The organism is Actinomadura luteofluorescens, assembly GCF_013409365.1.
Classification (GTDB): Bacteria; Actinomycetota; Actinomycetes; order Streptosporangiales; family Streptosporangiaceae; genus Spirillospora; species Spirillospora luteofluorescens.
Genome location: NZ_JACCBA010000001.1, coordinates 7,991,939 through 8,004,561 on the forward strand (window position 1 = coordinate 7,991,939; position 12,623 = coordinate 8,004,561).

Annotated in this window: 9 protein-coding genes and 1 pseudogene; 3 read left to right on the top strand and 7 right to left on the bottom strand. The window is 74.9% G+C overall.

The window, feature by feature from the left end; genetic code table 11:
* The first annotated feature begins 1 nt into the window (after nucleotide 1).
* A complete protein-coding gene (locus BJY14_RS36845) occupies nucleotides 2-2,158 on the top strand; it encodes a DUF4132 domain-containing protein (RefSeq protein WP_179847827.1) in 2,157 nt (718 codons plus the stop codon).
* 173 nt (nucleotides 2,159-2,331) lie between these two features.
* Here the strand turns inward: BJY14_RS36845 and BJY14_RS36850 are convergent, their stop codons facing one another.
* Nucleotides 2,332-3,573, bottom strand: a complete 1,242-nt coding sequence (locus BJY14_RS36850) for a tetratricopeptide repeat protein (protein WP_179847828.1) — start codon at nucleotides 3,571-3,573, stop codon at nucleotides 2,332-2,334.
* A gap of 50 nt (nucleotides 3,574-3,623) precedes the next feature.
* A complete protein-coding gene (locus BJY14_RS36855) occupies nucleotides 3,624-4,874 on the bottom strand; it encodes a cystathionine gamma-lyase (RefSeq protein ID WP_218905753.1) in 1,251 nt (416 codons plus the stop codon).
* A 49-nt stretch (nucleotides 4,875-4,923) separates the two neighbouring features.
* Between BJY14_RS36855 and BJY14_RS36860 the strand changes: the two genes are divergently transcribed.
* Nucleotides 4,924-8,229 (top strand): DUF4132 domain-containing protein, encoded by a 3,306-nt coding sequence (locus BJY14_RS36860; protein WP_179847829.1) that lies wholly within the window; start codon nucleotides 4,924-4,926, stop codon nucleotides 8,227-8,229.
* A gap of 25 nt (nucleotides 8,230-8,254) precedes the next feature.
* On the opposite strand, the gene BJY14_RS36865 is transcribed toward BJY14_RS36860, so the two are convergent.
* Nucleotides 8,255-9,652 (bottom strand): aminotransferase-like domain-containing protein, encoded by a 1,398-nt coding sequence (locus BJY14_RS36865; protein WP_218905754.1) that lies wholly within the window; start codon nucleotides 9,650-9,652, stop codon nucleotides 8,255-8,257.
* A 61-nt stretch (nucleotides 9,653-9,713) separates the two neighbouring features.
* On the opposite strand from BJY14_RS36865, the gene BJY14_RS36870 reads away from it, so the two are divergent.
* Nucleotides 9,714-11,108 carry a pyridoxal phosphate-dependent decarboxylase family protein gene (locus BJY14_RS36870; RefSeq protein ID WP_179847831.1) on the top strand — a complete coding sequence of 465 codons (1,395 nt, stop codon included), beginning with the start codon at nucleotides 9,714-9,716 and terminating at the stop codon, nucleotides 11,106-11,108.
* Nucleotides 11,109-11,155: 47 nt separating this feature from the next.
* Here BJY14_RS36870 and BJY14_RS47505 read toward each other — a convergent pair whose 3' ends face one another.
* The 4 genes and pseudogenes from BJY14_RS47505 to BJY14_RS36880 all read right to left on the bottom strand — a co-directional run bounded on the left by BJY14_RS47505 (nucleotide 11,156) and on the right by BJY14_RS36880 (nucleotide 12,553).
* Nucleotides 11,156-11,302 carry an SDR family oxidoreductase gene (locus tag BJY14_RS47505; RefSeq protein ID WP_312879809.1) on the bottom strand — a complete coding sequence of 49 codons (147 nt, stop codon included), beginning with the start codon at nucleotides 11,300-11,302 and terminating at the stop codon, nucleotides 11,156-11,158.
* Nucleotides 11,303-11,414: 112 nt separating this feature from the next.
* Nucleotides 11,415-11,945: pseudogene (locus BJY14_RS36875) on the bottom strand (SDR family NAD(P)-dependent oxidoreductase); the annotation flags it as partial.
* A gap of 86 nt (nucleotides 11,946-12,031) precedes the next feature.
* A complete protein-coding gene (locus BJY14_RS46900) occupies nucleotides 12,032-12,154 on the bottom strand; it encodes a hypothetical protein (protein ID WP_281382163.1) in 123 nt (40 codons plus the stop codon).
* A gap of 204 nt (nucleotides 12,155-12,358) precedes the next feature.
* Entirely contained in the window at nucleotides 12,359-12,553 is a 195-nt protein-coding gene (locus BJY14_RS36880; protein ID WP_179847832.1) for a hypothetical protein, read from the bottom strand.
* Nucleotides 12,554-12,623 lie beyond the last annotated feature (70 nt).

Sequence of the window (12,623 nt, forward strand, 5' to 3'; positions counted from 1 at the left end):
CATGGATCTGCCGAAGGCGCTGCTGGAACCGCCGTGGGCGCGCAAGCCGGCCCCCGCGCCGTCCGGGGACGAGCCGATCATCGTCCCCGGCCTCGTGCCGCCGGACGACCGCGCGGTGGTCTGGGAACCCGGCGAGCGCGAGGAGTGGGCCGCGGTCCGTCCCTTCGGGTCCTGGCAGGACGGCGACTGGGAGAAGGCCGCCGAGGAGTTCCGCGACGGGCGGATGGGCTACGAGCCCACGCGGGCCGGTTTCCTCGCACAGGCGCCCGAGCATCTCGCGCGGCCGCTGCTGGCCGGGTGGGAGCCGCACGTGACGTGGGACTTCGACCATTCCCTGCGGCCGATCGTGGCGCGTTTCGAGACCGCCGCCTGGGACGTGTCGGTCCGGCTGGCCAAGCAGAACCCGTACGGGACGGGCCCGGTCGTGATGCCGTTCCTGTCCGCCGACGTGGCCCGGATGGTCGCCGACTGGCTCCACCGGCTCAAGTCGGCGCAGAAACTCGCGCACGCATGGTTCGACCGGCACGCGTTGGCGGCCGTCCCGTACCTGGTGCCCGACGCGCTGGGCAAGCGCGTCGGCCCGCGCCGGGGCGCGGTGAAGGCCCTGCGGACCATCGAGGGCGACGTCGTCGGAGCCGCGCGCGTCCACGGGGACGAGGCGGCCGAGGCGGTCGCCCGGCTCCTCGCCGCCGCGCCGGCCGGCGCCGCGCCCGTCGAACCGCCGATCAGGGCGCCGTCCCTGCCGAGGTGGCTCGACGCCGACGCCCTTCCCCGCCCGGTCCTGCGCGAGGGCGGGGAGCTGCCGCGCGACGCGGCCCGCAACCTGCTGCTCGCCCTGACGGTGAGCCCTGGCGCCCGGCTCGACGCGACCGCCGTCGTGGACGGCGCCGCCCAGGTCTGCGAGCCGGAGTCGCTGACCGCCCTCGTCTGGGCGCAGTTCGAGGCGTGGCAGGCGGCGGGCATGCCCAAGGGCAGCGGGTTCGTGCTGTCGGCCCTCGGACGCTTCGGCGACGACGTGGTCGTCCGCAGGCTCGCCCCGCTGGCCAAGGAGTGGCCGGGGCGCAGTGGCGGCTACAGCAGCGCCGTCCAGGGACTGGAGGCGCTGGTCGACATCGGCACCGACCTCGCTCTGACGCACCTCAACGGCATCGCGCAGAAGTCCCGGTACAAGGGGCTGCGGGGCGAGGCGCAGCGCAAGCTGGCGCGGATCGCGGAGCGGCGCGGCCTGACGCCCGGGCAGCTCGCCGACCGGCTCGTCCCCGACTTCGGCCTGGACGCCGACGGGACCCTCACGCTCGACTACGGCCCGCGCCGCTTCGTCGTCTCCTTCGACGAGCAGCTCAGGCCGCAGGTGGCGGACGAGGGCGGGACGCGCCGCAAGGCTCTGCCGAAGCCCGGTGCCAAGGACGACCCCGACCTGGCCCCGGCCGCCCACCGGCGTTTCGCGGAGCTGCGGAAGGACGTCCGCGCGGTCGCCTCCGCCGAGGTGGCCCGGCTGGAGTCGGCCATGGTCGCGGGCCGGGCGTGGACGCGCGACGAGTTCGGCGCGTTCCTCGTCGCGCACCCGCTGATGTGGCACCTCGCCCGCCGGCTCGTCTGGCTGGCCGGCGACCGGGCGTTCCGGCTCGCCGAGGACCGGACGTTCGCCGACCTCGACGACGAGACCGTCGAGCCCGCGGCCTCGGCGGACGTCCGGATCGCCCATCCGCTGCTGCTGGGCGACTCGCTGGCCGCCTGGTCGCAGGTGTTCGCCGACTACGAGATCCTGCAGCCGTTCCCGCAGCTCGGACGTCCCGTCCACACCCTCGCCGACGGTGCGGGCGGCGGCCTCGAACGCTTCGAGGGCCTGACCGTCCCCACCGGCAGGTTCCTCGGCCTCACCCGTACGGCGTGGAAGCGCGGCGCCCCGCAGGACAACGGCATCGAGCACTGGATCTCCTGCACGCTCGCGCCCGGCGTCACCGTCGTGGTCGACCTGAGTCCCGGCATCGCCGTGGGCCTGGTCGACCTGAACCCCGTCCAGACGATCGAGCGGGTCTGGATCGGCGCGGTGCCCGGCGCCCCTTCCAGTGCGATCGAGAACGGCCTCGCCGGCGTCGACCCCGTTCTCGTCTCGGAGCTGCTGGCCGACCTGACGAGGCTGACCGCGACCTACTAGGTCCTGTCTCGAAGTGGCTTCGGCCCGTGCGCGAACGCGTGACCTGGCCGGTGGAGCGAGGCCGGAGGCGAGCGGAGCCGGGCAGATCGCGAAGCGATGCCGCGTTCGCCCAGGCGCGGTCACGTAGCGAGCCGCCAGGCGAGCGAAGTGGGCCGGGACTGTGAGAACACAGCCTAGGCGAAGCGGCTGCTCGGCACGGGGCCGGGGGAGCGCACCATGTCCCTCGGCCCGGTGAGCCAGTGGCCGGCGACCGCCCGGACGAAGCCCGCCAGGCGCTCGCCGGGGTCCGGCGGCGCGCCGTCGTCGCCGTCGTCCGGCAGGGGCTCGGCGGCGACGATCTCGGCGGCCAGCTCCTCCTCGGGGCGCTCGTCGGGCGGGGCGGTCTGCGTCTCCCCGCCGGGCGTGACCCGCAGCTGCTCGCCCCAGGGCGCCACCGCGACCTGATGCAGGAATCCGGCGACGTCGGCGCTCACCACGGGCGGGTCGGTCCAGCAGGACGCGTGCTCGAACAGCACCTGCCCCTCGGCCCGCTCCCGCAGGCCGTCCGCGTCCGTCTCGTTCAGGTCGTAGGCGACGACGAGCGCGCCGGGGCGGTCCGGGGCGAACGGCTCGGCGGGCAGCCCGAGCAGCCGCGCCGCGGCCAGCCCCACAATGCGGCTCGACCGGTCGGGCAGCAGGCCGACCGACGCGGGACGCCGCCCCGCCGCGTCCAGGACCAGCCGCAGCCGGTCGAGGGTCCGCCTGCACAGGGCGAAGCTGTCGGAGGTGTAGGCGTAGCGGCCCGTCATGCCCTCGTCGAACCCGTACGGCGAGATCGTCGCGAGGACGCCGCCGCCCAGCGCGAAGTGCCAGCCCCGCAGGTCCCGGGAGCCGAGCGGGCCGGCGGCCCGCGCCCGCGCGAGCATCCGCGCGAGCCGGTCGCGGGCCGGGGCCCAGTCCCCGTCCGGCGCGGGCAGCCGCGCCGCCTCGCGGGCCGCGCGGTCGAGGTCCCCGGAGAACAGCGCGTTGTAGGCCAGCAGGTACCGGGCGGGCCACGGGTCCAGCGCGTCCACGCGCGGTTCCAGGGCCGCGACGGCCTCGGCGTGCCGGTTCTCGCGTTCCAGCGCCGACACGAGCTCCATGAGCAGGACGGGCTCGTCCGGCATCATCTCCAGGGCGCGCCTCAGCGCCGGGATCGCCAGGAAGGCGACGCCGCGCTCGACGCAGGCGAAGCCGAAGTCGTAGAGCTGCTGCGGCTCCTGCCGTACGGCCAGCGCCGCGGCCGCCTCGCGCATGTCCTCGAAGCCCGACAGCGCCGCCGCGCCCTCCATCAGCCGCGCGACCTCGCCCGGCTCCATCGCCTCGGCGTTGAACCGCAGATGCCGGATCAGTCCGGCGATGTCGCCGCTTTCCAGAAGTGCCCACGCGTGGTTCATGGGCGGTCACGGTAGCGCCGGCCGCCCGCGCCGATCACCCGGTTTTCGCGCTACCCGACCGCCGCCAGCGCCCGCAGGACGTCCGCGACGAGGTCGCCGGTGTCCTCGACGCCGGCCGAGAAGCGCACGAAACCGGGCGGGACGGCGTCGCCGCCCCACCGGGCGCGCCGCTCGGCGGAGCTGTGCACGCTGCCGAAGCTCGTGGCCTGCATGACGAGCCGCAGCGAGCCGAGGAACCGCTCGGCGGCCGCCTCGTCCCTCAGCGCGAACGACACGACGCAGCCGAACCGGCGCATCTGCCGGGCCGCGACCGCGTGGGACGGGTCGTCCTCGAGGCCCGGATACCTGAGCCCGGACACGTGCGGATGCCCGCGCAGCGCCTCGGCCACGGCCAGCGCGTTGGCCGCCTGCCGGTCCAGCCTCAGCTGGAGCGTGGCGAGCGACCGGTGCGCCAGCCACGCCTCCATCGGCCCGGGGATCGCGCCCACGGTCCTGCGCCAGACCCGGACCGCTTCCGCCAGGCCCGGGTCGCGAATCGCGACATGCCCGAGCAGCAGGTCCCCGTGCCCGGTCAGCGCCTTGGTGTCGCTGGCGACGGAGAAGTCGGCCCCGAGGTCCAGCGGGCGCTGCCCGAGCGGGGTGGCGAGAGTGTTGTCCACCGCCACGAGCGCGCCCTCCCGGTGGGCGGCCTCGGCGACCCGCCGGACGTCGCACACGTCCAGGTCCGGGTTCGACGGGGTTTCGAGCCAGACCAGCCGCGCCCCCTCCAGCAGCCCGATCTGGGCGTCGCCGGCGGTCGGGCCCATGCGGACCACCGCCCCGTACGACTCCAGGCGCTCCCTCAACGCCCGGGTCGTGTGATAGCAGTCGTCGGGCAGGACCACGACGTCGCCGGACCGGACCTGCGACAGGAGCACGGCCGCGACCGCCGCCATCCCCGAGGAGAACGCGACGGCCTCCGCGCCGCCCTCCAGCTCGCCGATCGCCCGCTCCAGCAGCGTCCACGTCGGGTTGGACTCGCGCCCGTAGGTGTAGGGCCCGCTCGCCTCCCCGGCCAGGTGGTAGTGCGCCGCGAACACGGGCCCGGGCAGGGCCGGGGCGAAGTTCTCCGCCTCCGGCCGCCCGGCGCCCACGGCCAGCGTCCCGTCCCCGATCTCCATGCGCGCCCCTTCCTCACGGTCCGGCCTCCCATCGTTCCACCTGCGGATTCGGGCGGCCGAACCGCTCAGCGCGCGCCGCCCGTCGCCGCTCAGGACGGGCGCTACCAGCCGCCGCGCCCGCGCGTCCTCCGCGTCGAGCATTCACCGGATCCTGCGGATTTGTCGGCGTGCTCCTCTACCGTGGTGCGGCATGGAAGATCAGCTCCCCGGTGAGGACGACCTCGTGATCCCGGACGCCTGGCGGCGTTCGCTGCACGCGCGGCGCGGCGGCGCCCCCGGTTCCAAGATCAAGGTGGCCGGACCGGCGACGGCGGCGCGCGCCGTCCAGGGCTTCGCGGAGCGGAGCCGCGGGGTGGTCGAGGCGCTGCTGCAGGGCGGCGCCGGCGAACCCGAGCTGACCGAGGCGGCGCGGGGGCACCTGGACGGGCGGCCCGATCCGGCGGGCGCTGCGGTGGTCGCGGCCGTCACCGCGATGGGCGTGGGCGGCCACGACACGGACAAGGTGCACCGGGCGCACGTCGACGCGTGGGTCGCCGAGCACGGTGTCGCGTTCGCGGCGTGCGCCCTGGTCGAGCTGAGCCGGACGAAGCCCGTCCGGAAGGGCGGCGGCACCTGGCTCGGCACCTCCGTCGGCGCGGAGCGCATCACGGACGAGTACGCCCTCCAGATCCCGGAGCAGGAGGCGAAGCGCGTCCGCGGGCTGCTGGCCGTCGCCTCCGACGCCGACCACGCCGGCGCGGTGGAACGTCTCGCGGCGCACAGGTCCGGGTGGTGCGCGAACTGGCTGGTGTCCTATCTCGTCCCGAGCCGCGAGGACTGGGTCGACGAGTGCTGCGCGGCCCCGGCCCAGCAGGCGCGCCGCCGCGACCTCCTGTGGGTGGTGATGCCGGCGCTCGGCAAGCCGGAGCAGCTCGCGGCGCCGTACCCGGCGCGCGGCCTGCACTGGGGCCAGGCGACCCGGGCCGTGCTGGCCAGCATGGCCGACGGCATCGGACCTGGCGTCCTGCCCTTCCTGCTCGCTCAGGCGGACGGCCGATACCTGGAGTCCGACGACCGCAAGCGCATCTACGAGACGGTCGCGATCCTGCCGACCGACGAGGCATTCCAGGCGCTGCTCGACCGGATCGACCACAAGCACGTCCGGGCCGCCCTCGGGGAGGCCGCGCGCCGGTTCCCGATGCGGGCGCTGCGGCTGCTCGCCCTCGCGGGCGCCGACGACCTGCTCGCCTCCCACATCGAGGCCAACCCCGAACTGGTCGCCGCGGCGCTGCCCCACCTGCCGGAGGAGGTCGCCGCCGCCGTCCGGCGCGTCGCCGCCTCAACCGCCCGCGTTCCGGACGCGGCGCGCGACGAGGTGCCCGCCGTGCTCGCCGACCCGCCGTGGCTGAACCCCCGGCGCCCCGTGCTCACCGGCCTCACCGTCCCGGAGCCACGGCTCGTGTGGCAGGAGGGCGAGCGGGAGGAGTGGCTCCAGTGGGACCCGAAGACAGAGAAGCCTGACGACCCCGACTGGGAGGCGCTGGTCGAGGCCTACACGTCCGCGGGACACGACTCCGGCAACGTGCAGCTGATGGTGTACGGGCCGGAGGAGCTGATCCGTCCCCTCATGCCCCGCTGGAAGGGCCACGGCGTCCGGTGGGCCCACGTGTGGATGAGGCCTCTCGCCGCCCGCTACGAACTCGACGCCCTGCCCTCGGCGATCCGGATGGCCAAGGCGTTCCCCGACTACTGCTGCGCGCCGCTGATGCCATACCTGGACGGCGGCGTGGCGACGTTCATGGCGGGAGGTCTCGTCAAGCGCGGCGCGCTCCTCGTCCCCGCCCGCCAGTGGTTCGGCCGCCACGGGCTCGACGCGGTGCCCCTGCTGGTCCCGGCGGCGCTCGGCGGCAAACCCAAGGACTGGCGGAGCGCCGAGACCGCCCTGCGGTACGTACGGGACCTGCGCGGCCTCGACGGCGTGGTGGCCGCGGCCCGCGACGCGCACGGCGAGGAGGCCGCCGAAGCGGTCCGCGCGCTGCTGTCCACCCCGCCGCTGGGGACGGGCCTGGAGGAGCCTCCCAAGGTCGGCGCGTGGCTGGATCCGACCCCGCTCCCGCAGGTGCTGCTGCGGGGCCGCGACCGTGCCCTGCCCCGGGACGCGGTCGATCACCTGGTCGGGATGCTCGCCCTCCCGACCTCCTACGGGGTCGAGGAGCTGGCGGAGGCGTTCGCGCCGGGCACCCTCGCGGAGTTCGGGTGGGCGCTGTTCCGGCAGTGGCTCGACGCCGGCAAGCCGTCCAAGGACGCCTGGGCCCTGCGGCAGCTCGGCCGCACCGGCGACGACGACACCGTCCGGCTCCTCACCCCGGTCATCCGGGCGTGGCCGGGGGAGGGCGGGCACAAGAACGCCGTCCACGGCCTGGACGTGCTCGCCGAGATCGGCACCGACGTGGCGCTGATGCACCTGCACGGCATCGCCCAGAAGGTGAAGTTCAAGGGGCTCCAGGCGGAGGCGCAGGAGCGGATCCGGCAGGTCGCGAAGCGGCTCGACCTGACCACCGAGCAGCTCGCGGACCGGCTCGTCCCGGACTTCGGCCTCGACGCCGAGGGCGGCATGACCCTCGACTACGGCCCGCGAAGGTTCCTCGTCCGGTTCGACGAGCAGCTCAAGCCCTTCGTCGCCGACGAGGACGGCAAGCGGCGCACGTCCCTCCCCAAGCCCGGTGCCAAGGACGACCCCGAACTCGCGCCCGCCGCCCACAAGGCGTTCGCCGGGCTCAAGAAGGACGTCCGCACCGTCGCCGCCGACCAGCTCCGCAGGCTGGAGCAGGCGATGGTGACCCGCCGCCGCTGGACGCCCGCCGAGTTCGGCGAGTACATCGTCCGGCACCCGCTCGTCTGGCACATCGCCCGCCGCCTGGTCTGGCTGGCGGAGGACGGCGGCACGACCGCCGCGTTCCGCATCGCCGAGGACCGGACGTTCGCCGACGCCGGCGACGACGCGTTCGCCCTCCCCGGGACGGCCCGCGTCGGCGTCGCCCACCCGCTGGACCTCGGCGACGCGGTGAAGGCCTGGACGGAGGTCTTCGCCGACTACGAGATCACGCAGCCGTTCCCGCAGCTCGCCCGCCCCGTGCACGCGCTGACCGAGCAGGAGCGCGGCAGCGGCAGGCTGGAGCGGTTCGAGGGCCTCAAGCTGCCCTTCGGCGACGTCCTCGGCCTGGTGAAGCTGGGCTGGGAGCGCGGCGCGCCACTGGACGCGGGCGTCGAGCGGTGGATCTACCGCCGCGTCGCCGACCGGCGGTACGTCGTCATCGACCTCGATCCCGGCTTCGCGGTCGGCGCGCTCGACGCCACCGGCGACCATCAGATCCTCAACTACGTGTGGTTCGCGACGGAGCCCACCGACTTCTGGCCCAGCAGGGGCACCCCGCTGACGTTCGGCGAGCTGCACCCCGTCATGGCGTCCGAGATCCTCTCCGACCTGACCGCCCTCGCGGAGAAGGCGGAGAAGTGAGCGGCACGACCACCTGAGCGACCTCTCACCGGCCGGGGCCCGGGACCCGCGGGCCCTGGCCCTGGCCGCCGCACGCGGCGTCCAGGACGGCGGCGACGCGGTCCAGCGTGGTGATCGGCGAGGTGTAGGGGAGGCGCAGATGGTGCGCGCAGGTCGCGTCGGCCGCGAAGGACTGCCCGGGTGAGAGTTCGAGCCCGTACGCGCTTGACTGGGCCGCGACGACGTCAGAGCGCACGTCGGTCAGGCGCAACCAGAGCGCGAGCCCTCCGGGCGGGACCGTGAACCGCCAGCGGCTGTCTCCGGCCAGCAGCCCGCTGAGGTGGTCGCGCTGCCGGCGCAGGGCCGTCCGCCGGTGGTCCAGGACCCGCGCGGGGTCGCGGAGGAGTTCGGCGGCGACCAGCTGCTGCGTCGGCGCCGCAGACAGCGGTTCGCACAGGGGATGGCAGGCCAGTTCGCCGACCAGCGCCGCCGTTCCGCGGATCCAGCCGACCCGCAGGCCGCCCCAGACCGTCTTGGCCGCCGATCCGACGAGGACGGCGCGGGGTATCCGCTCGAGCGGCGACGGTGCCGGGCGCAGGTCGAGATCGCGCATGGTCTCGTCCGCCATCACGGTCACCCGATACCGTTCGGCCAGCCGGGCCACGGTGCGCCGGGCGGCGTCCGGCATGAGCGCACCGGTCGGGTTCTGGAAGTCGGGGACCAGGTAGGCCACCCCGCCCGCCGCGGCCCGGAACGCGTCGTGGAGCTGGTCCAGGTCCCAGCCGTCCGCGGCGACCCGGAAGCCGGCCAGGCGGGTTCCGGAGGCCCGGAAGCCGGCCAGCACGGCGGGATAGGCGGGGATCTCCACGGCCGCGGCCCGGGGACGCAGGTGCGCCGTCAGCAGCGCGAGGGCCGCGCGAGCCCCCGAGGTGATCAGTATCTGCTCGGGCCGCGTGACGAGCCCTTCCTCCGTGTAGCGGCCCGCGATCAGTGAGCGCAGCGCCGGCAGCCCCGGGCCGGTCTCTCCGCTCTCGGCCAGGACCGGGCCGGAGCGCTCGGCCGCTCTCAGCAGCGCCTGCTGGTACGCCGTGTGGGGCGCGGCCGGCACGGCGCTCCGCAGGTCGATGGCGCCGTCCTCGCCGACGGCCGAGACCGGGGCGAGGCGCATCGCCGCCTCCGGCGGAAGCCGCAGCGTGCTCCCGCTGCCGTGGCGCGTGTCGACCCATCCCTCGACGCGGAGGATGTCCAGCGCCGCGGTCAGGGTCCCCCGGCTCACGCCGAGCGCGGCGGCGGCACGGCGTTCGGCGGGAAGCGGGGAGCCGACCCGCAACCGGCCGTCCAGGGCGGCGCCGCCGACCGCGTCGGCCAGCGCCCGCGCCAGCGCCACGCCCGGTCTTCGCCACGCCCCCAGCGCTGAGGCCAACTGGAGGTCGGTAGTACGCACTGGTCCAGTTTGCCAAAATTGGATCGGGATCTCGGACGCCGCCCTGGATACCGTTCCGCTCATGCATCCACGCCTCGCCGCAGATCTCGCCCGGCTTCCAGATCTCCTGCGGACGGTCGGCCTGAGTGCGAACGACCTCCTCGGTCGCCTGCACGAGCAGCCGGTCGTCCCGCCGCTGCACCTGCCCGGCCCCGGACCGCTCCCCGAGGAGGGCGCCGGGCTGGCGGAGGCGCTCACGGAGTTCACCCGCGAGTGGGCTCCGCTGCTGTCCGCCAGCGCCGGGCCCCGTTACCTGGGCTTCGTCACGGGCGGCGTCACGCCGGCCGCGCTGGCGGGCGACTGGCTGACCGCGGCCGCCGACCAGAACCCCACGTCGGCGCTCGACGGCGCGGGCCCGGAGCTCGAACGCCGGACGGTCGGCTGGCTGCGCGAGCTGTTCGGTCTCGGCGCCGCGCACGAGGGGGCGTTCGTCAGCGGCGCGACCATGTCCAACACGGTGGGCCTGGCCATCGCCCGCGAATGGCTCGGCGAGCGCAGGGGCGTCACCGTGGCGGAGGAGGGCACTGCGGCGCTGGGGCGGGTGCGCGTCCTGTCCGGCAGCCCGCATTCGAGCATCGGGAAGGGCCTGTCCCTCCTCGGCCTCGGCCGCGCCTCGCTGGTCCAGGTGCCGGTTCTGCCCTGCCGGGAGGCGGTCGACCCCGAGGCGCTGGAGCGGGCGCTGGCCGGGGCGGACGGCCCGGCGATCGTGGTCGCCAACGCCGGCACGGTCAACACGGTCGACTTCGACGACCTCCGCGCCATCGCCGCCCTGCGCGAACGCCACGAGTTCTGGCTGCACGTCGACGCCGCCTTCGGCGCCTTCGCGGCGCTGTCGCCGGACCACGCGGACCTGGTCACCGGACTCGACGCCGCCGACTCCATCTGCGTCGACCTGCACAAATGGCTGAACGTCCCCTACGACAGCGCCGTGCAGTTCACCCGCCACCGTCGCCTCCAGACCCGGGTGTTCCAGAACGCCGCCGCCTATCTCGGCCCGCTCGGCGAAACGCCCGACCCCGTCCACCTCACCCCGGAGAACTCCCGCCGCCTGCGCGCGCTCGCCGCCTGGTTCACCTTGCGGGCCTACGGGCGGGACGGGCACCGCGAGATCGTCCAGCGGAACACCGCCTGCGCCCACGCCCTCGGACGGGCCGTCGAGGCGATCCCCGGACTGCGCCTGCTGGCACCGGTCCGCCTGAACGTCGTGTGCTTCACGCTGGCCGAGGACCCCACCGCCGAGCGGCTCGCCGACCTCGCCGCCGACCTGAAGGACGACGCGTTCCTCACCCCGACCACGTATGCCGGGGTCCCCGCGCTCCGCGCCGCCTTCAGCAACTGGCGCACCACCGAGGCTGACGTCCACCGCCTCACCGAAGCCTTGAGGAACGCGCTGGGCCGTCCGGCTCCCGCGCCCTAGGCATCGGCCGCCCGCCCCCAGGGGGCGAGCGGCCGCGTGCGCCCCTGTCAGGTGGTCTTGAGGGTGCCGCCGTCGATGACGTGGTCGGCGCCGTGGATGCTGGTGGCGCGGCCGGACAGCAGGAAGGCGACCAGGTCCGCGACCTCCTCGGGTTCGGTGAGGCGCCCCGAGGCGATGCGGAACTGACCGGGCAGGGCCCGCGAGGAGGTCGTCGTGGCCGATCCCGGATGCGGCGGCCACCTTGCCGCCGAAACCGTCCGGGTCGGTCCAGAGCGGGCTGGCGACGACGCCCGGGGAGACGGTGTTCACGCGGACGCCGCGCGGCGCCATCTCCTCGCTGAGCCGCTTCCCGAACTGGACCAGCGCCGCCTTGGCCTCCGCGTAGCCGACTGGCGAGCCGCCGGGCATGCGGGCGTTGATCGAGGAGATGTTCACGATCGCGCCCCTGCGCTCCAGGATGCTCGGCAACGCCGCCCTGGTGGTCCACACCGCGCTGAACAGGTTGAGGTCGAACATCCTCCGCCACTGCTCGTCGCCGACGTCGAGGAACCCGCCGAGGGTCAGCCCGTCCGGGTCGCCCGCGCCGACGTTGTTGACGAGGAAGTCGATCCCGCCGACCGCGGCGAGCGCCTCATCGACGATCGACGTCGCCCCGCCGCGGGTGCTCAGGTCGACGGACACGGCCGCGGCGGCGGCCTTCTCCAGCTCGGGGGTGACGGTGCGGGCGGCGCCCACCACCCGGACGCCCTCCGCGGCCAGGGTCCGGGCGATCGCGAGGCCGATGCCGCGACTCGCGCCGGTGACCAGAGCGGTCCTGCCGCCGATGCCGAGATCCATGATCTGCCTTTCGTGAACCGACAGGTTCTTGAACTAGAGGTCAAAAATGAGGGCGCGGAAAAGGGCCGTCGCCCGAGTTCCCGCGCCTAGAAGGCCGCCAGGGCGGTGTCGATGATCCGGTACAGGGCCGGCCGGTCGAACGTCTTCGCCATGACCCGCAGCCCGGCGAGGGTGGTCTGGAGGAGGAGCGCCTGCGCTCTGGCGTCCACGTCCCGGTCGACGTCGCCGTCCCGCTGCCCCTGCTCGATGCGGGCGGCGAACAGCTCGACGGCTCACCTCGATCAGGGCGTCGGCGTGGTACGCGGGCAGGCCGCGTTCCAGCATGGCCGCGCGGGCGTCGGCGTCCTCCAGTTCGACGAAGCGGACCGGCCTGTCCAGGACGCGGGAGAGCACCTCGGCGGCCGCGCCATAGGTCAGCGCCTCGGGGCCCGTGAGGGCGTGGACGCGGCCGTCGTGACCGTCGGTGGTGAGCACGTGGGCGGCGGCCCGGCGATGGGCGTCAGTTCCTCGTCGGCCCGCCAGACCGACAGCTTGACGACCCGGGACACACCGGCGGCGGTCGCCGCCTCGATGAGGTTGAGCTCGTGCCGGGTCTGGCCGGGGCCCATCGCGCCGACCAGGTCCCACGGCCCCGCCCGCCCCCGTCACCAAGATCATGTCGCGCATGCCGGCCGCCCC